The 21,525-nt window shown below is 71.2% G+C and carries 21 protein-coding genes and 2 pseudogenes; 16 read left to right on the top strand and 7 right to left on the bottom strand.

The features are described from left to right. The first annotated feature begins 56 nt into the window (after nucleotides 1-56). Nucleotides 57-539, top strand: a complete 483-nt coding sequence (locus ACIBL4_RS08025) for a poly-gamma-glutamate biosynthesis protein PgsC/CapC (RefSeq protein WP_020276280.1) — start codon at nucleotides 57-59, stop codon at nucleotides 537-539. Nucleotides 540-578: 39 nt separating this feature from the next. Then, nucleotides 579-1,664 carry an NlpC/P60 family protein gene (locus tag ACIBL4_RS08020; protein WP_399407596.1) on the top strand — a complete coding sequence of 362 codons (1,086 nt, stop codon included), beginning with the start codon at nucleotides 579-581 and terminating at the stop codon, nucleotides 1,662-1,664. A 19-nt stretch (nucleotides 1,665-1,683) separates the two neighbouring features. Here the strand turns inward: ACIBL4_RS08020 and ACIBL4_RS08015 are convergent, their stop codons facing one another. Next, entirely contained in the window at nucleotides 1,684-2,556 is an 873-nt protein-coding gene (locus ACIBL4_RS08015) for a hypothetical protein (protein ID WP_399407594.1), read from the bottom strand. A 74-nt stretch (nucleotides 2,557-2,630) separates the two neighbouring features. Between ACIBL4_RS08015 and ACIBL4_RS08010 the strand changes: the two genes are divergently transcribed. From ACIBL4_RS08010 to glmM, 4 genes are all read left to right on the top strand, one after another. After that, nucleotides 2,631-2,948, top strand: coding sequence for a hypothetical protein (locus ACIBL4_RS08010; RefSeq protein ID WP_399407592.1), 318 nt, complete (start codon nucleotides 2,631-2,633; stop codon nucleotides 2,946-2,948). A 214-nt stretch (nucleotides 2,949-3,162) separates the two neighbouring features. Further along, nucleotides 3,163-3,606 carry a 50S ribosomal protein L13 gene (rplM, locus tag ACIBL4_RS08005; RefSeq protein ID WP_010036634.1) on the top strand — a complete coding sequence of 148 codons (444 nt, stop codon included), beginning with the start codon at nucleotides 3,163-3,165 and terminating at the stop codon, nucleotides 3,604-3,606. 42 nt (nucleotides 3,607-3,648) lie between these two features. After that, nucleotides 3,649-4,161 carry a 30S ribosomal protein S9 gene (gene rpsI / locus ACIBL4_RS08000; RefSeq protein ID WP_356925149.1) on the top strand — a complete coding sequence of 171 codons (513 nt, stop codon included), beginning with the start codon at nucleotides 3,649-3,651 and terminating at the stop codon, nucleotides 4,159-4,161. A 173-nt stretch (nucleotides 4,162-4,334) separates the two neighbouring features. Next, entirely contained in the window at nucleotides 4,335-5,693 is a 1,359-nt protein-coding gene (gene glmM / locus ACIBL4_RS07995; protein ID WP_399407589.1) for a phosphoglucosamine mutase, read from the top strand. Between the two features lie 94 nt (nucleotides 5,694-5,787). Here glmM and ACIBL4_RS07990 read toward each other — a convergent pair whose 3' ends face one another. Both ACIBL4_RS07990 and coaA read right to left on the bottom strand, forming a co-directional pair. Beyond that, the gene (locus tag ACIBL4_RS07990) at nucleotides 5,788-6,720 is read right to left on the bottom strand and encodes a DUF389 domain-containing protein (protein WP_399407587.1); all 933 of its coding nucleotides are present in this window, start codon (nucleotides 6,718-6,720) and stop codon (nucleotides 5,788-5,790) included. A 32-nt stretch (nucleotides 6,721-6,752) separates the two neighbouring features. Then, on the bottom strand, nucleotides 6,753-7,721 hold the full coding sequence (gene coaA, locus ACIBL4_RS07985) for a type I pantothenate kinase (protein ID WP_399408130.1): 969 nt from the start codon (nucleotides 7,719-7,721) through the stop codon (nucleotides 6,753-6,755). A 194-nt stretch (nucleotides 7,722-7,915) separates the two neighbouring features. Between coaA and ACIBL4_RS07980 the strand changes: the two genes are divergently transcribed. The 3 genes from ACIBL4_RS07980 (at nucleotide 7,916) to glmS (ending at nucleotide 11,674) form a co-directional block, all read left to right on the top strand. Next, nucleotides 7,916-8,929, top strand: a complete 1,014-nt coding sequence (locus tag ACIBL4_RS07980; protein ID WP_399407585.1) for an ATP-binding cassette domain-containing protein — start codon at nucleotides 7,916-7,918, stop codon at nucleotides 8,927-8,929. Further along, nucleotides 8,926-9,735 (top strand): ABC transporter permease, encoded by an 810-nt coding sequence (locus tag ACIBL4_RS07975; protein WP_399407583.1) that lies wholly within the window; start codon nucleotides 8,926-8,928, stop codon nucleotides 9,733-9,735. The genes ACIBL4_RS07980 and ACIBL4_RS07975 overlap by 4 nt, the downstream gene beginning before the upstream one ends. Nucleotides 9,736-9,826: 91 nt before the next feature. After that, a complete protein-coding gene (glmS, locus tag ACIBL4_RS07970) occupies nucleotides 9,827-11,674 on the top strand; it encodes a glutamine--fructose-6-phosphate transaminase (isomerizing) (protein ID WP_399407581.1) in 1,848 nt (615 codons plus the stop codon). Between the two features lie 58 nt (nucleotides 11,675-11,732). Here glmS and ACIBL4_RS07965 read toward each other — a convergent pair whose 3' ends face one another. Both ACIBL4_RS07965 and ACIBL4_RS07960 read right to left on the bottom strand, forming a co-directional pair. Continuing rightward, nucleotides 11,733-12,080 (bottom strand): hypothetical protein, encoded by a 348-nt coding sequence (locus ACIBL4_RS07965; RefSeq protein WP_086565406.1) that lies wholly within the window; start codon nucleotides 12,078-12,080, stop codon nucleotides 11,733-11,735. A 93-nt stretch (nucleotides 12,081-12,173) separates the two neighbouring features. Then, nucleotides 12,174-12,848 (bottom strand): ankyrin repeat domain-containing protein, encoded by a 675-nt coding sequence (locus ACIBL4_RS07960; RefSeq protein ID WP_399407579.1) that lies wholly within the window; start codon nucleotides 12,846-12,848, stop codon nucleotides 12,174-12,176. 288 nt (nucleotides 12,849-13,136) lie between these two features. Between ACIBL4_RS07960 and ACIBL4_RS07955 the strand changes: the two genes are divergently transcribed. After that, nucleotides 13,137-13,508: a holo-ACP synthase gene (locus ACIBL4_RS07955; protein ID WP_086565408.1), complete on the top strand. Its 372-nt coding sequence runs from the start codon at nucleotides 13,137-13,139 to the stop codon at nucleotides 13,506-13,508. A 44-nt stretch (nucleotides 13,509-13,552) separates the two neighbouring features. Beyond that, nucleotides 13,553-14,557, top strand: a complete 1,005-nt coding sequence (locus ACIBL4_RS07950) for a BtrH N-terminal domain-containing protein (RefSeq protein ID WP_399407577.1) — start codon at nucleotides 13,553-13,555, stop codon at nucleotides 14,555-14,557. A 57-nt stretch (nucleotides 14,558-14,614) separates the two neighbouring features. Here the strand turns inward: ACIBL4_RS07950 and ACIBL4_RS07945 are convergent, their stop codons facing one another. Further along, nucleotides 14,615-15,769, bottom strand: a complete 1,155-nt coding sequence (locus ACIBL4_RS07945) for a hypothetical protein (protein WP_399407575.1) — start codon at nucleotides 15,767-15,769, stop codon at nucleotides 14,615-14,617. Nucleotides 15,770-15,929: 160 nt separating this feature from the next. Between ACIBL4_RS07945 and ACIBL4_RS07940 the strand changes: the two genes are divergently transcribed. Next, nucleotides 15,930-17,390, top strand: coding sequence for an NAD(P)H-hydrate dehydratase (locus ACIBL4_RS07940; RefSeq protein ID WP_399407573.1), 1,461 nt, complete (start codon nucleotides 15,930-15,932; stop codon nucleotides 17,388-17,390). A 413-nt stretch (nucleotides 17,391-17,803) separates the two neighbouring features. On the opposite strand, the pseudogene ACIBL4_RS07935 reads toward ACIBL4_RS07940, so the two are convergent. After that, a pseudogene (locus ACIBL4_RS07935) lies at nucleotides 17,804-18,035 on the bottom strand (murein L,D-transpeptidase); the annotation flags it as partial. A gap of 110 nt (nucleotides 18,036-18,145) precedes the next feature. Between ACIBL4_RS07935 and ACIBL4_RS07930 the strand changes: the two are divergent. The 4 genes and pseudogenes from ACIBL4_RS07930 to tsaE all read left to right on the top strand — a co-directional run. Continuing rightward, a pseudogene (locus tag ACIBL4_RS07930) lies at nucleotides 18,146-18,417 on the top strand (murein L,D-transpeptidase); the annotation flags it as partial. Between the two features lie 59 nt (nucleotides 18,418-18,476). Then, nucleotides 18,477-19,646 (top strand): alanine racemase, encoded by a 1,170-nt coding sequence (alr, locus tag ACIBL4_RS07925; RefSeq protein ID WP_399407571.1) that lies wholly within the window; start codon nucleotides 18,477-18,479, stop codon nucleotides 19,644-19,646. A 129-nt stretch (nucleotides 19,647-19,775) separates the two neighbouring features. Next, nucleotides 19,776-21,035 (top strand): alpha/beta fold hydrolase, encoded by a 1,260-nt coding sequence (locus tag ACIBL4_RS07920; RefSeq protein WP_399407569.1) that lies wholly within the window; start codon nucleotides 19,776-19,778, stop codon nucleotides 21,033-21,035. Next, nucleotides 21,001-21,522 carry a tRNA (adenosine(37)-N6)-threonylcarbamoyltransferase complex ATPase subunit type 1 TsaE gene (gene tsaE, locus ACIBL4_RS07915; RefSeq protein ID WP_399407567.1) on the top strand — a complete coding sequence of 174 codons (522 nt, stop codon included), beginning with the start codon at nucleotides 21,001-21,003 and terminating at the stop codon, nucleotides 21,520-21,522. The genes ACIBL4_RS07920 and tsaE overlap by 35 nt, the downstream gene beginning before the upstream one ends. The last annotated feature ends 3 nt before the right edge of the window (nucleotides 21,523-21,525 follow it).

Genomic DNA, 21,525 nt, shown 5'->3' with positions numbered 1-21,525 from the left:
CCCCACGACTCACGCCCACCGCTCGCCCGCACCCGCACCCGTGCCCGGAGACTTCGTTGACCACCGCCGCCCTGACCCCCGAGATGGCCGCCCTCGGCATCGCCATCGGCCTGTTCTTCTCGCTGCTGTGCTACCTGACCACCAACCTGTCGCCCGGCGGCATGATCACGCCCGGCTGGCTCGCCCTGACCCTCATCGAGGACCTCCAGCGGGCGGCCATGGTGGTCGGCGTCACCGCCCTCACCTACGCGGGCACCAAGGTCATGCAGCGGCTGGTGATCCTCTACGGCAAGCGGCTGTTCGCCGCGGTCGTCCTGCTGGGCGTGCTGCTCCAGGCCACCGTGATGATCGTGCTGTCGATCGAGTTCCCGCTGCTCTACGGCAACCAGACCCTCGGCTTCATCGTGCCCGGCCTGATCGCCTACCAGATGGTCCGCCAGCCCAAGGGGGCGACGCTGCTGGCGACCGGCACCGTCTCGCTCATGGCCTACATCGTCGTCGCCGCCGGACTGCTGCTCGGCATCATGCCCACCGTCTGAGACCGGCGTCCCGGCGACTGAGAACCCAGGAGAGAACACATGGCAGGGAAGAAGAAATCGAGGCCGGTCCTGTCCGGCCTCGTGGTGCTGGGGCTCGTCGCGACCTCCGGCTACCTCACCGTGGAGCTCCGCAAGCAGGAGGAGAAGGGCGTCCCGGAGATCACGAACGTCGGCGTGCTGGACGGCTCGGACCGGGCCGGCGGCGCGGCCAAGACCCGCGACAAGGGCGGGGAGACCTGGTCCCGGCTGGAGAACCCGGCCCGCTCCGTGCTGCGCGGCTCCGACGGCCAGGTCAAGGCGGTGTTCACCGACGGGGCGCGCACCGCGACCCTGACCGGACCGGCCCGCACCTTCACCGAGCCCTCCTCGACGAGCTCCAAGGTCTCCACGACGGACTGGGTCCGCCTCATGCCCGAGCCCTGGAAGAAGGGCGCGGACAAGGAGAAGTGGTTCAAGGACTGGTACAAGGAGTACGAGTCCAGCAAGGAAGACGACCTCCTGGCGATCTCCTTCCAGTACGTCGCGGGCGCCAAGCAGAAGAAGGACGAGCGGGGCACCGTCTACGCCGGTGACGCCAACTTCGGGCCCCTCAACACGAACGGGGCGGAGGGCGGCGACCTGCGCCTTGAGCAGTCCGACTTCTACGACTACCTCGGCGTCCAGTACCCCTTCCGCGACGGCGTGATCGGCCAGCCGGAGACCGCGCGCGCCCGGTCGGTCGACTGCTCGGGCTACATGCGGATGGTGTTCGGCTACCGCGCCCGCTACCCGCTGATGTCCTCGGACGAGTCGGGCGACGGCCTGCCGCGCACCGCCAACGGCATGGCCCGCTCCGACCAGGGTGCCGACATCCTGCCGCTCACCGGCATCTCGCCCAAGGACCGGCCCACCGGCATCGACCAGCTCCAGCCCGGGGACCTCGTCTTCTTCAAGCTCGACACCCGGACCAAGCAGCGCCTGGACCACGTCGGCATGGTGCTCGGCTACGACACCGAGGGCCACCTGCTCTTCGTCTCCAGCCGCGAGGAGGTCAACGGACCGACCATCGGCGACGTCGGCGGAGTGTCCCGGCTGGACGGCAACGGCTACTACGCCAAGACGCTGCGCAGCGCGAAGAGGCTGTGACCGGGCGCGCCGCGGCCGGTCACCCGTCGGCCGCGGCCGACGCCTGCGCCTGGCCGCGGCGGTGGATCTGACGGAACGTGAACAACTGCAGGTTGTCGCCCGTGGCGAACACCTTCGTGTCCTTCGTCGTCACGTCCTTGCCGCTGGTGAAGCCGGCGTTGGTGAAGTAGGCGTAGCGGCCGTAGGAGTTGCTGGTCGTACGGCAGAACCCGGACTCGCAGAAGGGCTTCACGCCGCCGCCGGAGAGCGACTTGACGAAGCTCTTCTTGTTGGTCTGGCCCTTGGCCCTGGCGGCCTGCGCCTCGGTGTCGAAGACCGCCACGCCGACCGTAACGGCAATGCCGTCCACGGAGTAGGTGGCGCGTATCAGGCGCGTGCAGTCGTTCGCCGTGAGGATCTTCGGCAGCGTGCCGCCCGAGGCCGAGGCGCAGTTCTTCGTGTCGGCCGTGGGGCCCTTCTTGTACGTCGTCTCGCCCATGGTCAGCTGCGTGCCGGGGAACAGGGTGTCCGGGCTGAGCGGAGCCGTGTCTTTCTTCGCGCTGGCGATGAAGTCCTTCGGGTCCAGCGGGGGCGGGGCGCTGGTCGGGGCGAAGGACGGGGCCGAGGCGGACTCGCTCGGGATGTCGGCCGAGGGCACCTGGGAGGTCGGGCTGCCCGCCTGGCTGTCGCCGCCCGCGGAGACCACGGCCACGGCGACGGCGGCACCGATCGCGACGGTGGCGAGCGCGCCGCCGCCGACCAGGAACAGCCGGCGTCGTTTGTTACGCGCCTCGGACGCCTCGGCGAGCGCGGCCCAGTCCGGAGACTGGCCGCCCCCGCTGCTCCAGGGCTGCTGCGACTGCGGTTTCCATGGATCCCACTGGGACTGGGGTCCCCCCTGCCCAAAGCTCATGGGGCGCATCTTAGACGGGACATCTGGCGTGCTGGTCCGCCTGGTTGGACCCTCGAACCCCTAGCGTTCCTCCCATGCGGACGGGCAAAGGCGACATCTGCGGGTGGTTGGGGCGACTGCTGCCGGCTGTGGTGCTACTGGTGTGCCTGTGGTCCTGGCCGTCGGCCGCGGCCGCGATCGGGGTGTGGCCGTCGGTCGGGTTCGGGGTGCTGCGGGCGCTGCGCGGGCCGCGCGGCGGCGGCTCCCTGCCGCGCCGGTGCGCCACGGTGCTCGCCGATGTGCTGCTGCCGGCGGTGTTTCCCTACGTGCGGCCGGTCCGGCGCCGGACACTGCGCAGGGCCGTGACTCTCTGTGCCGTCCTGTGCGTCTCCGTAGCCGATCGTCGGCGATGATCCCGCGTTTTGACCCGTGTCGTGAGCCCCGGTATTCTGCTCTTTCGTTGTGTATTGGCTTGCTCATTCTCACGGGACGGGCCCTTACACCGGTCCACCGGGCCGATGACCAGCGACCAGCACGCGGTTTGCGTCACCGCAGTGCGGTCAAGGCTGTCGTGATCGTTTCGGTGACCTGTTCAGGACCATTCACTCGAAGCGAAGGCTACGAACCGTGCGTACGTACAGCCCCAAGCCCGGCGATGTGACGCGCCAGTGGCACGTCATCGACGCCCAGGACGTTGTCCTGGGTCGTCTCGCCACCACCGCAGCGACCCTCCTCCGGGGCAAGCACAAGCCGATCTATGCGCCCCACGTCGACGCTGGTGACTTCGTCATCATCATCAACGCGGACAAGGTGCACCTGTCCGGCAACAAGCGGACCCAGAAGATGGCGTACCGCCACTCCGGCTACCCGGGTGGTCTGCGCTCCGTCCGTTACGACGAGCTGCTCGACAAGAACCCCGAGAAGGCCATCGAGAAGGCCGTCAAGGGCATGCTCCCCAAGAACACTCTGGGCCGTCAGATGCTCTCGAAGCTGAAGGTCTACAAGGGTGACCAGCACCCGCACGGCGCGCAGCAGCCGCAGCCGTACGAGATCACCCAGGTCGCGCAGTAAGTCCGGCCACCCCCTAAGACTGAAGAGAATCTGAGGAGAATCGTGGCCGAGACCACTGCCGAGCAGCCGCTCGAAGAGCTTGACATCGACAGCTACACCACCGAGTCCGAGGTGCCCGTCGAGGGCGAGTACACCTCGGAGTCCATGGCCTCCCGCTTCGGCGAGCCCCAGCCGGCCGCCGGCCTGGGCCGTCGCAAGAACGCCATCGCCCGCGTCCGGATCATCCCGGGCACCGGCAAGTGGAAGATCAACGGTCGCACCCTCGAGGACTACTTCCCGAACAAGGTGCACCAGCAGGAAGTCAACGAGCCCTTCAAGGTGCTCGAGCTCGAGGGCCGCTACGACGTCGTCGCCCGCATCGCCGGTGGCGGTGTCTCCGGCCAGGCCGGTGCGCTCCGTCTCGGTGTCGCCCGCGCGCTGAACGAGGCGGACGTCGACAACAACCGCGGCGCTCTCAAGAAGGCCGGCTTCCTCCGCCGCGACGACCGTGCGGTCGAGCGCAAGAAGGCCGGTCTGAAGAAGGCCCGCAAGGCCCCGCAGTACAGCAAGCGCTAATCGCGTCGCTGTCGTTGCGACTGTCTTCGCAACGTTGCGCCTGATTTCGCAACGATCGCCCCGGCGGCACGTTCTGTGCCGCCGGGGCGTTCCCGTACACACCCCTGCGGATGTCGGACCGTCCCCGGGGATGTACTGGAGCCGCACTCTCTCGCAATTCGGAGGACACCACAGTGGGACGACTCTTCGGCACGGACGGCGTGCGCGGTGTCGCCAACGCGGATCTGACGGCGGAGATGGCCCTCGGCCTCTCCGTGGCCGCGGCGCACGTACTGGCCGAGGCGGGCACGTTCGAGGGACACCGGCCGACCGCGGTGGTCGGGCGTGATCCGCGTGCGTCCGGGGAGTTCCTGGAGGCCGCCGTGGTCGCGGGCCTCGCCAGCGCCGGCGTGGACGTCCTGCGGGTCGGCGTGCTGCCGACGCCGGCGGTGGCGTACCTGACCGGTGAGCTCGGCGCCGACCTCGGTGTGATGCTCTCCGCGAGCCACAACGCCATGCCCGACAACGGCATCAAGTTCTTCGCCCGCGGCGGGCACAAGCTCGCCGACGAGCTGGAGGACCGGATCGAGTCCGTCTACGAGGAGCACCGCACCGGCGCCCCGTGGGACCGGCCGACCGGGGCCGGAGTGGGCCGCGTGCGCGACTCCGAGGAGGGCGCCGGCCGGTACGTCGAGCATCTGCTGCGCGTCCTGCCGAACCGGCTCGACGGGCTGAAGGTCGTCCTCGACGAGGCGCACGGCGCCGCCCACCGGGTCTCGCCCGAGGTGTTCCAGCGGGCCGGTGCCGAGGTCGTCACGATCGGGGCCGAGCCCGACGGGCTCAACATCAACGACGGGTGCGGCTCCACGCACCTGGACAAGATCAAGGCCGCCGTCGTCGAGCACGGGGCCGACCTGGGCATCGCGCACGACGGGGACGCCGACCGGTGCCTCGCCGTGGACCACACCGGCGAGGAGGTGGACGGCGACCAGATCCTGGCCGTGCTCGCCCTGGCCATGCGGGAGGCGTCCACGCTGCGGTCCGACACGGTCGTGGCGACGGTGATGTCCAACCTGGGCTTCAAGCTGGCCATGGAGCGCGAGGGCATCCGGCTCGTGCAGACCGCCGTGGGCGACCGGTACGTGCTGGAGGAGATGAAGGAGCACGGGTTCGCCCTCGGGGGCGAGCAGTCCGGGCACGTGATCATCCTCGACCACGCGACGACGGGCGACGGCACGCTGACGGGGCTGCTGCTGGCGGCGCGGGTCGCGCAGAGCGGGCGTCCGCTGCGGGAGCTGGCGTCGGTGATGGAGCGGCTGCCGCAGGTGCTGATCAATGTGCGGGACGTCGACAAGTCCCGGGTGACGACGTCGGTCGAGCTGTCCTCGGCGGTTGCCGACGCGGAGCGGGAGCTTGGCGCTACCGGGCGGGTGCTCTTGCGGTCCTCGGGGACCGAGCCGCTGGTTCGGGTGATGGTGGAGGCGGCTGACATCGAGCAGGCTCGGGCTGTGGCCGGGCGGTTGGCCGATGTGGTGAAGTCCGCGCTCGGTTAGGGAGCGGGCCGGGGGTGGGCGGTTCTGTTGTGGGCGGGCCGCGGGTCGTGTGTGGCCTGTCGCGCAGTTCCCCGCGCCCCTGAGGAAGCTGCCCCTACGGTGTGTTCTTGCGCTGCTTGGCCCAGAACCACTTCTGGGCAAGCAAGGTCAGCGTGCCGGCGACGATGATGCCCAGTAGGTTCAGCAGGAGTTGTTCCGTGGAGCCCCAGGTCTGGTTCGTGTCGCCGTAGCTCAGGGCCACGGCGGCGTTCGCGGCGGCCGGGACCGTGGTCACCGAGATGGCCACGCCCACCAGGGCGCCCGACTTGGCGGAGGTCAGGGAGAGCGTGCCGGCGATGCCGGCCAGGACCGCCACGACGAAGGAGAACCAGTCGGGGGCGTAGATGAAGTGCGTGTTGGGGCGGTCGGCATCCAACTGGGCCTGGGTGAACAGGCCGACGCCGTCCATGAAGAGGCTGAAGCCGACCGTCACCGCCATCGCCACCGCGAAGCCCACCAGGAGGGCGATCACCGAGCGCAGGGCCAGGCGTCCCCTGCGGCGGACGATCGCGGTGCAGATGCCGGCGAGCGGGCCGAACTCCGGGCCCACCGCCATGGCGCCCACGATCAGGATCGCGTTGTCCAGGACCACGCCGCAGGCCGCGATCATCGTGGCGAGGGTGATGAACGCCAGGTACGTGGCGGAGAGGGTCGACTCCTCGTGTGTCGCTTCGGTCAGCTGCTCCCACAGGACCGCGTCGGCGCCCTCGCCGGGTGCGTCGGCCTCGGCCTGGTCGGCCCGGTCGGACAGCGACAGGTCGATGGTCTCGACGGCGATGGAACCGCTGGTGTCGAGGCCGAGTTCCCGCAGGCCGGTGAGCAGTTCGTCGCCCGCCTCCCGCGCCACGTCGCACATCACGACGTCCCCGGCGGGGTCGCGGGCGGCGTCCGGCAGGACGACGAGGTGGGTCGTGCCGACCGTCTTGTCGATCAGCCGCACCACGTCGTCGGTCTTGTCGGACGGTGTGATCAGGCGCAAGTGGAGCATGGCGGCTATCTAACCGGTCTTTCCGCCGGGCGTCACAGCTTGCGCAGGCTGAGGCGCTGCACCTTGTGGTCCGGGCCCTTGCGCAGGACGAGGGTGGCGCGGCCGCGGGTGGGGGCGATGTTCTCGACCAGGTTGGGCTGGTTGATCGTGCGCCACATCGTCCGGGCGTAGTCGAGGGCCTCCTCCTCCGAGACCTGGGTGTACCTGCGGAAGTACGAGGACGGGTTCTGGAAGGCGGTCGCGCGCAGCTTGCGGAAGCGGTTGAGGTACCAGCGCTCGATGTCCTCGACGCGGGCGTCGACGTACACGCTGAAGTCGAAGTAGTCGGCGAGACCGACCCGGGTGCGGCCGTCCTTGCCCGGGAGGGCGGGCTGGAGGACGTTGAGGCCCTCGACGATCAGGATGTCGGGGCGGCGGACCGTGAGCTTCTTGTCGGGGACGATGTCGTAGATGAGGTGGGAGTAGACGGGGGCCGTGACCTCGTCCTTGCCGGCCTTGATGTCGGCGACGAAGCGGGTCAGCGCGCGGCGGTCGAAGGACTCGGGGAATCCTTTCCGCGACATCAGGCCGCGGGCCTGGAGCTCCTTGGTGGGCAGCAGGAAGCCGTCGGTGGTGACCAGTTCGACGCGCGGGTGTTCCGGCCAGCGCGAGAGCAGGGCCTGGAGGAGCCGGGCGACCGTCGACTTGCCCACGGCGACCGACCCGGCGACTCCTATGACGAACGGGGTGCCGGACTGGGAGCCCTGCTCGCCCAGGAACGTGTTGAGCGCGCCTCTGAGGCCGTCCGTGGCACCGACGTAGAGGTTGAGGAGTCTGGACAGCGGGAGGTAGATGTCCCGCACCTCGTCGAGGTCGATGACATCGCCGAGGCCGCGCAGCTTCTCGACCTCCTCGGCCGTCAGCGGCAGCGGCGTCTTGTCGCGCAACGCGCTCCACTCGGCTCGGGTGAGGTCGACGTAGGGAGTCGCCTCCGGCCGCTGCCGGTGGGCGCTCCGGGGCATCGAGGAAGCCGGAGAGATCACAGTCCATTGTTACGGGCGTACGAACGGACGGTGAGGTGGGATCCGTCACGCAGCGTCCCCGGGCTCTCCCGTTTGGGAGAAAAGTGGCCAAAGGGAGGAATGTCAGTGGCGTGCGTCACAGTTGTGGGAGAAATGGGCCCGGGCCGGGGTCCAGGAACGCCGAGGGGTGACCCATGACGTATGCGATAGAAGCGGAAGGACTGGTCAAACGGTTCAAGGAGACCGAGGCGCTGGCCGGTGTCGACCTGGCGGCCCGCAAGGGCACGGTGCTCGGACTGCTGGGGCCCAACGGCGCCGGGAAGACGACCGCGGTGCGGATCTTCGCGACGCTGCTGCGCCCGGACGGGGGCACGGCCCGGGTGGCCGGTCACGACGTGGTCCGGGAGGCCGGGGTCGTACGCGCCACGGTCGGGCTGACCGGGCAGTACGCGGCGGTCGACGAGAACCTGACCGGCACGGAGAATCTGCTGCTCATCGGCAGACTGCTGGGCCTGCCGAGACGGGAGGCGAAGGCGCGGGCGGGGGAGCTGCTGGAGCGTTTCCAGCTGACGCACGCGGCCGGCCGGGCCGTGAAGACGTTCTCGGGAGGCATGCGCCGGCGCCTGGACCTCGCGGCCAGCCTGGTGGGACGGCCCCGCATCCTCTTCCTCGACGAGCCGACCACGGGCCTCGACCCGCACAGCCGTGGTGAGCTGTGGGACATGCTGCGCGCCCTGGTCGCGGACGGTGCGACCGCCCTGCTGACCACGCAGTACCTGAACGAGGCCGATGTGCTCGCCGACGACATCGTGGTGATCGACAAGGGCCGGGTGATCGCCGAGGGCGCGCCGGACCAGCTGAAGGCCCAGGTCGGCGGTCAGGTGCTGGAGCTGCGTCCGATCCTCGGGCAGGACCTCGCGCGGGCGCACGCGCTAGTGGCCGGGGCCGCCGGCCCGGAGACGCGGATCGAGGGCGAGATGATCACCGCGCCGGTGAAGGACCCCGAGCTGATGCCGGCCGTCGTGCGCGCCCTGGACCGGGAGGGGATCGCGGTGGGCGAGCTGGCCCTGCGCCGCTCCTCGCTCGACGAGGTCTTCCTCGCCCTGACCGGCCACCGCGCCGAACCGGGCGAGCCCGAGCAGGACGGTGGCACGGCCGTCCGGGACGAGGGCGAGGGCGAGCTGGAGAAGGCGGTGAGCCGCTCATGACCGCCACCACCATCACCGCGCCGGTCACCGCGTCGGGCCGCGTGCCGCCCCTGGCCGGGGTGCGGCAGACCTTCACGATGGCCTGGCGGAGCCTGGTCGCCGTCAAGCACAACCCGCTCGAACTGGTCGACTACAGCATCACGCCGATCATGTTCGTCTTCCTGTTCACCTACGTGCTGGGCGGGCAGATGGCAGGATCGCCCGAGGCGTATCTGAAGTACGCGCTGCCCGGGATCATCGTGCAGAACACGCTGTTCATGACGATGTACACGGCCATGGCGCTCAACACCGACCTCACCAAGGGCGTCTTCGACTGGCTGCGCAGCCTGCCCATCGCGCGCTCCGCCCCGCTGATCGGGCGGATCACCGCCGACCTCGCCAAGCATGTGTGGGCGATGCTGCTGATGATCGGCCTCGGACTGGCCCTCGGCTTCCGCGTCACCGGCGGCTTCGGCGGGTTCCTGCTCGGCGCGCTGCTGCTGGTGGTGTTCGCCGCGGCCGTGTCGTGGAGCGCCGTACTGATCGGGATGCTGGCCGGTGACGCGGAGAAGGTGCAGGCCTTCGCCTTCACCCTCATCTTCCCGATCACCTTCACCAGCAGCGCCTTCGTCGTCGTCGACACCATGCCGGGCTGGCTCCAGGCGTGGAGCGACGTCAACCCGGTCACGCACCTGTCCGACGCCTTCCGCGGGCTGCTGCTCGGCGGGGCGGTGGCGGAGCCGGTGCTGTGGTCGCTGGTGTGGGCGGCGGGGATCGCGCTCGTGTTCTATCCGCTGGCGATGAGGGCGTATCGCGCGAAGGTGTGAGAGCCGAGGGACTTCGTACCCCGGTGGGAATTTCCGATTTCGGGCACGCTGCGGCAGGTTCGGCGCGGGAATCGACCCTAAGCTGCGGCCCATGTGTGGAATCGTGGGATACGTGGGGCCGCAGGCGGCGCTCGAGGTCGTGACGGCCGGGCTGAAGCGGCTGGAGTACCGGGGGTACGACTCGGCGGGCGTCGCCGTACTGGCCGACGGTGGGCTGGCGACGGCCAAGAAGGCAGGCAAGCTCCTCAACCTGGAGAAGGAACTGGACGGCAGGCCGCTGCCGACGGGCACGACGGGCATCGGCCACACCCGGTGGGCCACACACGGCGGCCCGACCGACGCCAACGCCCACCCGCACATCGACAACGCGGGGCGGGTCGCGGTCGTCCACAACGGCATCATCGAGAACTTCGCCCTGCTGCGGGCCGAGTTGGAGGAGCGCGGGCACGAGCTGACCTCCGAGACCGACACCGAGGTCGTCGCGCATCTGCTCGCCGAGGAGTTCTCGTCGTGCGCGGACCTCGCCGAGGCGATGCGGCTGGTGTGCCGGCGGCTGGAGGGCGCGTTCACGCTGGTCGCGGTGCACGCCGACGAGCCGGACGTGGTCGTGGGCGCGCGGCGGAACTCGCCGCTGGTGGTGGGCGTCGGAGAGGGCGAGGCCTTTCTCGCCTCGGACGTCGCCGCGTTCATCGCCCACACGCGGTCGGCGATCGAGCTGGGACAGGACCAGGTGGTGGAGCTGCGCCGGGACGGCGTGACGGTGACGGGCTTCGACGGCCGCCCCGCCGACGTCCGCTCGTACCACGTGGACTGGGACGCGTCGGCCGCGGAAAAGGGGGGCTATGACTACTTCATGCTCAAGGAGATCGCCGAGCAGCCCAAGGCGGTCGCCGATACGCTGCTGGGCCGGATCGACGGCTCCGGTTCGCTGAGCCTGGACGAGGTGCGGATCCCCGCGGGCGTGCTGCGGGAGATCGACAAGGTCGTCATCGTCGCCTGCGGTACGGCCTTCCACGCCGGAATGATCGCCAAGTACGCCATCGAGCACTGGACGCGTCTGCCGTGCGAGGTGGAACTGGCCAGTGAGTTCCGGTACCGGGACCCGATCCTGGACGCGCAGACCCTCGTCATCGCCATCTCCCAGTCCGGCGAGACCATGGACACGCTCATGGCGCTGCGGCACGCCCGCGAGCAGGGCTCCAAGGTGCTGGCGATCTGCAACACCAACGGCTCGACGATCCCGCGCGAGTCGGACGCGGTGCTGTACACACACGCCGGTCCCGAGGTGGCCGTCGCCTCCACCAAGGCGTTCCTGACGCAGCTCGTCGCCTGCTACCTGGTCGCCCTGTATCTGGGTCAGGTGCGGGGCACCAAGTGGGGGGACGAGATCCGGGCGGTGATCCGCGACCTGTCCTCGATCGCCGGTGCGGTGGAGCAGGTGCTGGGCACGATGGAGCCGGTGCGGGAGCTGGCGCGCACGCTCGCCTCGAAGAACACGGTGCTGTTCCTCGGCCGGCATGTGGGGTATCCGGTGGCGCTGGAGGGCGCCCTGAAGCTCAAGGAACTGGCCTACATGCACGCCGAGGGGTTCGCGGCGGGGGAGTTGAAGCACGGGCCGATCGCCCTGATCGAGGAGGATCTGCCCGTGGTCGTCGTGGTGCCGTCGCCGCGCGGGCGGTCCGTGCTGCACGACAAGATGGTGTCCAACATCCAGGAGATCCGGGCGCGGGGCGCGCGGACCATCGTCATCGCGGAGGACGGGGACGAGGCGGTGGCGCCGTACGCGGACCACTTGATCCGGGTGCCGGCCACGCCGACCCTGCTCCAGCCGCTCGTGGCGGCGGTGCCGCTTCAGGTGTTCGCGTGCGAGCTGGCGACGGCTCGCGGGAACGAGGTGGACCAGCCTCGGAATCTGGCGAAGTCGGTGACGGTGGAGTAGCGGAGCGACAGAAAAGGGGCGAACGGCCGCTCGCCGTTCGCCCCTGTGCAGCCGGTGACTACCAGTTGATGCAGGTCTTCGGGACCCAGCCGTTCACCTTGTCGCCGCCGTAGTACCACATGTTGCTCTTCTTGCCGCAGGCCGTGTACGAACCGCCCTTGTAGGCCTTGCCGTCGTTGCAGATCCCGCCGCGCTTGCCCTTGCCCCAGATGCCGAGGGCGGTGGCGGACGTCTTCGGCGAGGTGCGGACCTTGACGGTCTCCTTGGCCTTGACGTTGACGATCGCCTTGCTGCAGTCCTTCGGCGGGGCCGCCGCGGCGGTGCCGGCGGTCGCGACGGTGCCGGTGAGGGCCGTGGCGAAGAGGGCTATCGAAGTGGCCGCGGTTCCCAGCGACTTGAACTTCATGGTGGTGCGTTCCTCCCGTTGTGTGCGATGCCGTTTGCACATCGCGGTCATCGCGAACTGTACAAGGAGGAGGGGGAGTTCAAGATCGGGGGTTCAGTACGGGTAGTTCCAGGGCGGCGGCGGCTTGGGGCTGTAGGGGAGCTTGGTCCAGCCGTCGGGGGTCACCTGGTAGAAGTCCCCGTTGTCGCCGTCCATCCGCGAGCTGCCGTGCACGTGCACGACGTCCGCGCGGAGGCGGTAGTGGAAGCCGCCCATCATGCCGACCACCCGGAAGAAGATCCGTACGTCCAGACCCTCCGTCAGGGGGGACAGCGGTGGCAGGAGGTGCTCGATCTCGTCGAAGCAGCTGCCGGTGCGCTCCCGCAGCATCGCGTGGAAGTGACGCTCCAACGCCTCGGAGGGAGTGGGGAGTTGCCGCACCGCGACCGGCTCCAGGAGCTCCAGCAGATGCGTGTGGCCCCGCTCCCGCGCGATGTCCACCGGGCGCCGTCCGTCCCGGGTGCGCTGCGTGCGCCAGGCGCCGTGCGCGATCAGGCGGGAGACGACCGCGATCGTGGCGCCGTGCCAGGCGGCCTGGTGCAGCGGGGCGAACCCGCTGCGGTTCCCGGGGCGGGCGAGATTGACCCGCTCGGGATTCTTCACCAGCTCATCGAACAGGCCGTCCCAGTCGGCGTCCCGGGCCAGGTCCGAGAACCGGTCCCGCTCCTTCAGGTACCAGTCCCCGTAGCGCTCGCGATCGGTGAGGCCGTCCCATTCCATGCCGATCATGCTAGGGGGTGTCCGCAGAGTCCCGCCTGCCTCGCGGCGTCCGGCACGCTCCCCGACCGCCTCAAGGGCGTGGGAGCTGCCCCCACTTGCCGCGCCGGGCGACCACCCGCGTACAACCAGTACGCGGGCGTCCGCCCGGCACTCCCCCAGCCTTCGGCCGGGGGACCCCCAGAGCACGCACCGGACGGCGCGAGGCCCGCCCTCCGGGCGGACGGGACTTCCCGGACACACCCCTAGTCGCCGCCGTCGAGGCCGAAGGAGGGGGAGTCTCACCGTAGGGTGCTGCGCATGAGCATCATCGGGGTCGGGATCGACGTCGCCGAGATCGATCGGTTCGCGGCGTCGCTGGAGCGTACGCCCGCGTTGGCCGGACGGCTGTTCGTGGAGCGGGAGTTGTTGCTGCCCAGTGGGGAGCGCCGGGGGGTCGCCTCCCTGGCCGCGCGGTTCGCCGCCAAGGAGGCCCTGGCCAAGGCGCTCGGTGCGCCGCCCGGGCTGCTCTGGACCGATGCCGAGGTGTGTGTCGAGGACAGTGGGCAGCCCTGGCTGCGGGTGACCGGGACCGTGGCCGCGCGGGCCGCCGAGCTCGGCGTGCGGTCCTGGCACGTGTCCCTGAGCCATGACGCGGGTGTCGCCTCGGCCGTTGTGATCGCCGAGGGCTGACAGGGGCCGCGTCCCCGTACAGGAGGCGTCCGGAAGGGAAGGGCATGACCACGGTGAAGGGCGTCGACCCCCGCGGTACGCAGCACTGCGAGACGTCGGCTCTGGGTGTGCTGCTGCGGCATCAGGGGATCGACCTGTCCGAGCCCATGCTCTTCGGCCTCGGGTCCGGGCTGTCCTTCATCTACTGGGACAGCAAGAAGATGGACTTCCCCTTCCTCGGCGGGCGCGTCAAGCCCTTCGAACTCACCAGGAACCTGGCCGCCCGGCTGGGGCTGGAACTCGCGGTCCAGGAGACCGGCTCCGCCCGTAAGGCGTGGGAGAACGTGGCGACCGCCGTCGACGCCGGGCTGCCCGTCGGGCTCCAGCTCGACAGCTACCACCTGGACTACTTCACCTCGAAGGTGCACTTCGGCGGTCATGTCGTCGCCCTGTACGGCTACGACGAGCACGACGCCTACCTGGTGGACACCGACCAGCAGGGCGGCGTGGTGTCCACCAGCCTGAGCAGCCTCGCCCGGGCCCGGGCCGAGCGCGGGCCGATGACGGCCAGGCAGCGGTCCTTCACGCTCACCGCCGGCGGGAAGGCGCCCTCCTTGGAGAGTCGGATCATCCCGGCCGTCGCCGCATGCGCCGACGCCTTCCTGAACCCGCCGATCGCCAACCTCGGTCATCGGGGCATCGAGAAGGCCGGCAGGCTCGTACCCGGCTGGCTCCGGCGCACCGACGACCCGCGGCGAGACCTGCCGCAGGCGGCCCTGCTGATGGAGAAGGCCGGCACCGGCGGCGCCCTGTTCCGGAACCTGTACCGCGACTTCCTCGCCGAATGCGCCCAGGTGGTCGACAGCGGCCATCTGCGCACCGGACACAGGCTGTACTCGGAAGCGGCCGGTTTGTGGACGGACGTTGCCGCGCTCCTCACGAACGCCGGTGAGTCGGGGGATGAGCAGTGCCTCGTGGAGGCGGGTGCTGTTCTCGCCGATATCGCCCGGATCGAACGCGAAGCCATGGAGGCGCTGAGCCACCTGCGTGCGGGAGCCCCCGCCGGGTGAGGGCGAGGGCTCCACGGGCCAGGGCTTCGAAGGCCAGGGCTTCGCCGGCGCGGGCCGTCAGCAGATCGTCTGGCTGCTGTTCACCCGCGTGATGTTGCGGAACGTCGTGTTCTCACCGCACGGGCTCTCCCTGATGGCCGAGTTGGTGACCGTCAGGTTCTGGATGGTGATGTCCTTGTTGTTCGGGAACTCCGAGCGGGCGGCCAGGCGCAGTTCGCCGCCGCCCGAGATCGTGCCGCTCTGCGCCGCGAGGTTGACGTTGTAACAGTTCTCGATCAGGACCGAGTTGTTGCCGGTGTTGGAGATCGTCACCTTGTTGATCGTCGCCCCGCCGCTCTCCGAGACGCAGAACACCCCGCGTCCGCCGCCGCGCGCGATGACCTCGCCGACCCGGATGTTGGTCGGGTAGCCGCTGCCGACCCGGCCGTTGCGGTTGGCCATGCGGAAGGCGGCGTAGCCGGTGCCGGTGCCGGCGTTCTCCGCGTCCACCTTGGTGACGTTGGCGTTGACGGTCTGGTTGAGCAGCAGGCCGGACTCGCCCACGTTGCGGGCGGTGACGGTGCCGATGGTGATGCCGTCGACCCCGTAGGTCTCGACCGCGTGGCTGGACGCGCCGGAGACGTAGACGTTGTCGATGCGGACGTTGCGCGTCCACTGGCTGGTGTCGCCGCGGTTGTCGATGCGGACGCCCAGGCCGCGGGAGAGGCGCATGTCTATCTGGCCGAGCACGACGTTCTGGACGTTGCGCAGGAAGATGCCGTAGAGCGGGGTGCCGGTGAGCTTGAGGTTCTGGACCTCCACGTCGCGGGTGCCGCGGGAGTAGACCGGCGCCTGGTCGCCGGAGCCGCTGCCGGTGACGTTGATGGTGCCGCAGACGTCGAGGACGGTGTAGCTCGGCAGCGAGATGCGTGAGCCCGCCGAGATCGAGCCCGAGCCGCGGACCACGACCCGTTCCTTCGAGGTGCGTCCGGAGCTGAGGCTGTTGACGGCCGCTTGGACGGCCGCGCGCATGTCGGTTCCGGTGTAGACGGTGCTGCCGCCGCGCCGGGCGGTCCAGTTGCTGCCGTTCTGCACGGCCTCGGCCTGGAAGGAGCCGTCTCCGCAGGCAGCCGCTCGTGTGGGGGCGGCGGTGGCGGGGGCGGTCAGGGTGCCGGCGGCGGTGAGGACGGCGGTGGCACCGGCGGCGGCGAGGAATGCGGCTCTGCGTCCCATGGTGGCCTCGGATTCGTCGAATGTGGGGGGTGTGCAAGCGCTTTCTGCGCGGCCGGTGAGTCTGGCAAAGGGCAGGCAAAGCGTCAATGGATCCGACACGGTCCGCAGTTGCGCGAGATACGGGGGAGTGGCCGGGCGGTCCTACGGGAAACTCGACCGCATGCGTAGTGCGTACAGCGTGGAGACGGTCAGGACCGCCGAACGGGAGCTGATGGCGCGGCTGCCGGAGGGGGCGCTGATGCAACGCGCCGCCGCCGGACTAGCCGCGGCCTGCGCCGACCTGCTGGGGCGGGTGTACGGGAGCAGGGTCGTGCTGCTGGTCGGGAGCGGGGACAACGGTGGTGACGCGCTGTACGCCGGGGCCCGGCTGGCCCGGCGCGGGGCCGGTGTCACGGCGGTGCTGCTCGCGCCGGAGCGGGCTCACGCCGGGGGGCTCGCGGCGCTGCGGCGTGCCGGGGGGCGGGTCGTGAGCGCCGGTGGTGCCGAAGGTGCCGGTGCGGGCGCGCAGGGTGTCGAGGGGCTGGTCGAGCGGGCGGACCTCGTCGTGGACGGGATCGTCGGGATCGGTGGGAAGGGCGGGCTGCGGCCGGACGCGGTGCCGTTGGCCGCCGCCGCCGAGCGGTCGCGGGGCGCCGTGGTCGCCGTCGATCTGCCGAGCGGGGTCGACGCCGACACCGGGGAGGTGCGCGGCGTCGCCGTCCGGGCCGATCTGACGGTGACCTTCGGCACGCACAAGCCGGGGCTGCTGATCGATCCGGCACGGGAGTACGCGGGGTCGGTGCGGCTGGTCGACATCGGTCTCGAACTGCCGGCCGAGCCGGAGCTGGAGGCGTTGCAGCACGCGGACGTGGCCCGGCTGCTGCCGGTGCCGCGGGCCGAGAGCGACAAGTACCGGCGGGGTGTCGTCGGTATCGCCGCCGGGTCCGCGCGCTACCCCGGGGCCGCCGTGCTCGCCGTCGCCGGGGCGCTGCGGGGCGGGGCCGGGGCCGTGCGGTACGTCGGGCCGGCCGGGGACGCCGTCCTCACGCGGTTCCCCGAGACGCTCGTGTCTGACCAGGGGCCGAAGCACGCCGGGCGGGTGCAGGCATGGGTCGTCGGACCGGGGGCCGGGGACGACGCGGCGACGGTCGGGGAGGTGCTGGCGGCGGACGTCCCGGTGCTGGTCGACGCGGACGGGCTGCGGTTGGCCGAGGCGGGGGTCGTACGGGCGCGGCGGGCGCCGACGCTGATGACGCCGCACGCCGGGGAGGCGGCGGCGCTACTCGGGGTCGACCGGGAGGAGGTCGAAGGCGGGCGGCTGGCCGCGGTGCGGGAGCTGGCCGGGCGGTACGGGGCGACCGTGCTGCTGAAGGGGTCAACGACCTTGGTCGCCTCCTCGGAGGGCGGTGTGGTGCGGGTGAATCCGACGGGGACGTCCTGGCTGGCCACGGCGGGGAGCGGGGACGTGCTGTCGGGGCTCGCGGGGTCGCTGCTGGCGGCGGGGCTTTCGGCGGTGGACGCGGGGAGTGTGGGGGCGTATGTGCACGGGCTGGCCGGGAGGCTGGCGGCGGACGGGGCGCCGGTGGGGGCGCATGACGTGGCGGAGGCGGTTCCGGGGGCTTGGCGGAATGTTCTGGGATGAGGGAGAGGGGGGAGGCCGGGGGCCGGTGGGGATTGCCGTGGGGGTGGATCGCCCCCTCCTCCCCTTCCCGTCCCGAGTCCGGGGGCTGCCGCCCCCGGGCCCCGCTTCGGCCTGGACGGCCTCGTCCTCAAGCGCCGGACGGGCTGGTAGTGGCCGAGGGTCGCTGTTCGGTGCGGGCCGTTCGGGGGCTGGCGTCCTGGGGCCTCCGCTTTGGCGTGACGGTTTCGTCTTCAAGTGCCGGATGGGTTGGGAGTGGCTGAGCGCCGTCGTCAGGTGCGGGCCGTTCGGGGGACCCGGCCGCGCGGCAACGCCGGGCCGCCCCGGCGCCCCGTTTCTTGATCACATGACCAGCAGATGTACCGCCGGGCGCGTCATCGCCCTCCTGCTCTTCCCGTGCCGCCCGCTCCGGGGCCCCTGGGCGAGCTGGCACACGCCACGGGGTGGCTCCGCACCGGGCACCGACCGGCGGCATTGGGGTTCCGGCGCGCCGACAGGTACTGCATCCGGCCCCACGTCACGGGCCCGGCGAACCCGATGGCCGGTTTGATGCCTCACCTGGAACGCCCGGATGACCCGGCAGCCGGCCGCCGACTGCACCCCGTCCACCCTGAGCCCCAGCCACCGCTCGACCTGCCGCTGATACGGCCTGTGGCCGTTGGGGGAGGCGGTCGCGCGGGCGAGCTGCACCGGGAAACCGCCTATCACCGTGTCACCACTGTCACCGCGATGCCCGTCGGTGTCGCCGGTGCCGCTCGGATCTCAGCCGGCAGCTGACCTGGGTGCAGAAGGGGCGGAAGGTCGTGTTCGGGGCGGTGCCGATCCGCAGCGGGCGGGCCGCGTACCGGACCCGCGCCGGGTGGCGTTCTTCAGCGGCGGACAGGCCTCCCACGGCGTCTACGGCAGCCTCAACACCGCCGTCGGCTCCAGGGGCTGCGTCAATCGCTCCGTCCCCGACGCGCGGAGGCCGTGGAGCGTGCTGAAGAAGGGGGATCGCATGTTCGTGTGGGGGCGCAGGCCCGGGACGTAGGCATTGCCGTCGGGGCCGCTGCCTCGGGCGGGTCGGGCCCCTCTGAGACACTGGGCGCGATGAGCGAGAGAACAGCCCCGCGGACCGCGCCCCTGCGGGCCCGCGCGGAGATCGACCTGGCCGCCCTGCGGGCCAATGTGCGGGTGCTGCGTGCCCACGCGCCGGGCGCTGCCCTGATGGCCGTGGTGAAGTCCGAGGCGTACGGCCACGGGGCCGTGCCGTGTGCCCGCGCGGCCGTCGCCGCGGGAGCGGACTGGCTGGGCACGGCGACGCCCGAGGAGGCCCTCGCCCTGCGGGCCGCCGGGCTCCCGGGCCGCATCATGTGCTGGCTGTGGACGCCGGGCGGGCCCTGGCGCGAGGCGATCGAGGCGGACGTCGACGTGTCCGTCAGCGGGATGTGGGCCCTGGCGGAGGTCACCGAGGCCGCCCGGCGGGCGGACCGGCCCGCGCGGGTGCAGCTCAAGGCCGACACCGGGCTCGGACGGGGCGGCTGCCAGCCCGGGGACGACTGGGCCGATCTGGTCCGGGAGGCGCTGCGCGCCGAGGCCGAGGGGCTCCTGCGCGTCACGGGGCTGTGGTCGCACTTCGCCTGCGCCGACGAGCCCGGCCACCCCTCCATCGCCGCCCAGCTCGGCCGCTTCCGGGAGATGGTCGCGTACGCCGAGGAGCGGGGCGTCCGCCCCGAGGTGCGGCACATCGCCAACTCGCCGGCCACGCTCACGCTGCCCGAGAGCCACTTCGACCTGGTCCGCACCGGCATCGCCACCTACGGCATCTCGCCCAGCCCGGAGCTGGGCACCCCGGCCGACTTCGGGCTGCGCCCGGTGATGACGCTGTCCGCCTCGCTCGCCCTGGTCAAGCACGTGCCGGGCGGGCACGGCGTCAGCTACGGCCACCGGTATGTGACGCCGGGGGCGACCACCCTCGGCCTCGTCCCGCTGGGCTACGCCGACGGCATCCCGCGGCACGCCTCCTCGGCCGGGCCGGTCCTGGTCGAGGGCAAGTGGCGCACGATCGCGGGGCGGGTCGCCATGGACCAGTTCGTGGTCGACCTGGGCGGCGACGAGCCCGCGCCGGGCGCCGAGGCGGTGCTCTTCGGTCCCGGGGACCGCGGCGAGCCCACCGCCGAGGACTGGGCGCAGGCGGCCGGAACCATCGCCTACGAGATCGTGACCCGGATCGGAACGCGCGTTCCTCGCGTCTATGTGAATGAGGAACAGGACGGGTAACTCGCCCAGAGGACCGGTCACGCGCAGAACAACAGGGACCCTGACAACACCAGCACCATCGCCACCAGCATCATTGGCAGGACCACCACCAGCAGCATCGGCAGCAGCCCCGGCGAAGAGGAGCGGTACGTGAGCGAGAGCAGTGCGGAGGTCGTCGCGAACGCCGCCACCGCGGCCGTCGCGGCCTCCGCCGCGGGGGCGGCGGGAGGCTGGCGCCGGGCGACCGGCATCGCCGGTGTCGCGATAGGCGTGGTGGCCGCGGGCGCGGCCGCCGGCGTCGCCCTGGAGCGGATGACGGTCGGCCGGGGCATACGCCAGAAGGCCCGGCTCGCCCTCGACTCCGCGGGGCCCTACGGCTCGCTGCGCGGCATGCCCGGCAAGGCGTTCGCCGACGACGGCACGGAGCTGTACTACGAGGTCGACGAACTCGACCCCGAGGCCGCCCCCGCCGCCATCGGCCCCCGCCGCCGCAGGCTCTTCGGCCGGAAGGCCCCCGCCCCCGTCACCGTCGTCTTCAGCCACGGCTACTGCCTCAGCCAGGACTCCTGGCACTTCCAGCGGGCGGCGCTCAGAGGCGTCGTACGGACCGTGCACTGGGACCAGCGCAGCCACGGCCGGTCCGGGCGGGGCGTGGCCCAGGGGCGGGACGAGCCGGTCACCATCGAGCAGCTGGGCCGCGACCTGAAGGCCGTCATCGACGCGGCCGCGCCCGAAGGGCCGCTCGTGCTGGTCGGGCACTCGATGGGCGGTATGACGGTGATGGCGCTGGCCGACCAGTACCCCGAGCTGGTCCGGGAGCGGGTCGTCGGGGTGGCCTTCGTCGGGACGTCGTCGGGGCGGCTCGGCGAGGTCAACTACGGGCTTCCGGTGGCCGGCGTCAACGCGGTGCGGCGGGTGCTGCCCGGCGTGCTGAAGGTGATGGGGCAGCGGGCCGAGCTGGTGGAGAAGGGGCGCCGGGCCACCGCGGACCTGTTCGCCGGGGTCATCAAGCGGTACTCGTTCGCGTCCCGGGACGTCGACCCGGCCGTCGCCCGGTTCGCCGAGCGGATGATCGAGAGCACGCCCATCGACGTGGTCGCCGAGTACTACCCGGCGTTCAACGACCACGACAAGACGGAGGCGCTCGGGTGTTTCGCGGACATGCCGGTACTCGTCCTGGCCGGGGTGCGGGACCTGGTCACGCCGAGTGAGCACAGCGAGGCCATCGCCGATCTGCTGCCGGACGCGGAGCTGGTGCTGGTGCCGGACGCGGGGCACCTGGTGATGCTGGAACACCCGGAAGTGGTCACCGACCGCCTCGCCGACCTGCTCACCCGCACGGGTGCCGTGCCCGCAGGAGCTACCGTGAAGGGCTATGGAAGCACCAGCAGCACCGCACAACCCGGCTGAGCCCGGATCCGTCCAGATCGTCGTCACGTCCCCCGAGCAGATGCGGGAGCTGGGCCGCCGGCTCGCGAAACTGCTGCGGGCGGGTGACCTGGTGATGCTCAGCGGGGAGCTCGGGGCGGGCAAGACGACGCTGACGCGTGGGCTGGGCGAGGGGCTCGGCGTGCGCGGGGCCGTCACCTCGCCGACGTTCGTGATCGCCCGGGTGCACCCCTCGCTGGGCGACGGCCCACCGCTCGTCCACGTCGACGCCTACCGGCTCTCCGGCGGTCTGGACGAGATGGAAGACCTCGATCTCGACGTCTCGCTGCCCGAGTCCGTGGTCGTCGTGGAGTGGGGCGAGGGCAAGGTCGAGGAGCTGACCGAGGACCGGCTCCAGGTGGTGATCCACCGCGCGGTGGGCGACACGACCGACGAGGTCAGGCAGATGACGATCACCGGTGTGGGGGAACGCTGGGCCTCGGCGGACCTGAGCGTGCTCGCGGCGTAGCTC

Origin of the sequence: Streptomyces sp. NPDC050416 (assembly GCF_044458845.1) — a bacterium.
GTDB lineage: Bacteria > Actinomycetota > Actinomycetes > Streptomycetales > Streptomycetaceae > Streptomyces.
Note: the sequence above shows the minus strand (reverse complement) of the source record. Positions and strands in the feature narration are given on the sequence as shown.

Bases quoted from the DNA above. Each gene is read 5' to 3' on its own strand.
- ACIBL4_RS07955 (WP_086565408.1), top strand. From the start codon at position 13,137: ATGAGCATCATCGGGGTCGGGATCGACGTCGCCGAGATCGATCGGTTC.
- ACIBL4_RS07945 (WP_399407575.1), bottom strand. From the start codon at position 15,769: ATGGGACGCAGAGCCGCATTCCTCGCCGCCGCCGGTGCCACCGCCGTC.
- ACIBL4_RS08020 (WP_399407596.1), top strand. From the start codon at position 579: ATGGCAGGGAAGAAGAAATCGAGGCCGGTCCTGTCCGGCCTCGTGGTG.
- tsaE (WP_399407567.1), top strand. From the start codon at position 21,001: ATGGAAGCACCAGCAGCACCGCACAACCCGGCTGAGCCCGGATCCGTC.
- ACIBL4_RS07975 (WP_399407583.1), top strand. From the start codon at position 8,926: ATGACCGCCACCACCATCACCGCGCCGGTCACCGCGTCGGGCCGCGTG.
- ACIBL4_RS07950 (WP_399407577.1), top strand. From the start codon at position 13,553: ATGACCACGGTGAAGGGCGTCGACCCCCGCGGTACGCAGCACTGCGAG.
- ACIBL4_RS07960 (WP_399407579.1), bottom strand. From the start codon at position 12,848: ATGATCGGCATGGAATGGGACGGCCTCACCGATCGCGAGCGCTACGGG.
- glmS (WP_399407581.1), top strand. From the start codon at position 9,827: ATGTGTGGAATCGTGGGATACGTGGGGCCGCAGGCGGCGCTCGAGGTC.
- coaA (WP_399408130.1), bottom strand. From the start codon at position 7,721: ATGCCCCGGAGCGCCCACCGGCAGCGGCCGGAGGCGACTCCCTACGTC.
- ACIBL4_RS08015 (WP_399407594.1), bottom strand. From the start codon at position 2,556: ATGAGCTTTGGGCAGGGGGGACCCCAGTCCCAGTGGGATCCATGGAAA.
- ACIBL4_RS08010 (WP_399407592.1), top strand. From the start codon at position 2,631: ATGCGGACGGGCAAAGGCGACATCTGCGGGTGGTTGGGGCGACTGCTG.
- ACIBL4_RS07990 (WP_399407587.1), bottom strand. From the start codon at position 6,720: ATGCTCCACTTGCGCCTGATCACACCGTCCGACAAGACCGACGACGTG.
- ACIBL4_RS07965 (WP_086565406.1), bottom strand. From the start codon at position 12,080: ATGAAGTTCAAGTCGCTGGGAACCGCGGCCACTTCGATAGCCCTCTTC.
- alr (WP_399407571.1), top strand. From the start codon at position 18,477: ATGAGCGAGAGAACAGCCCCGCGGACCGCGCCCCTGCGGGCCCGCGCG.
- ACIBL4_RS07980 (WP_399407585.1), top strand. From the start codon at position 7,916: ATGACGTATGCGATAGAAGCGGAAGGACTGGTCAAACGGTTCAAGGAG.
- ACIBL4_RS07940 (WP_399407573.1), top strand. From the start codon at position 15,930: ATGCGTAGTGCGTACAGCGTGGAGACGGTCAGGACCGCCGAACGGGAG.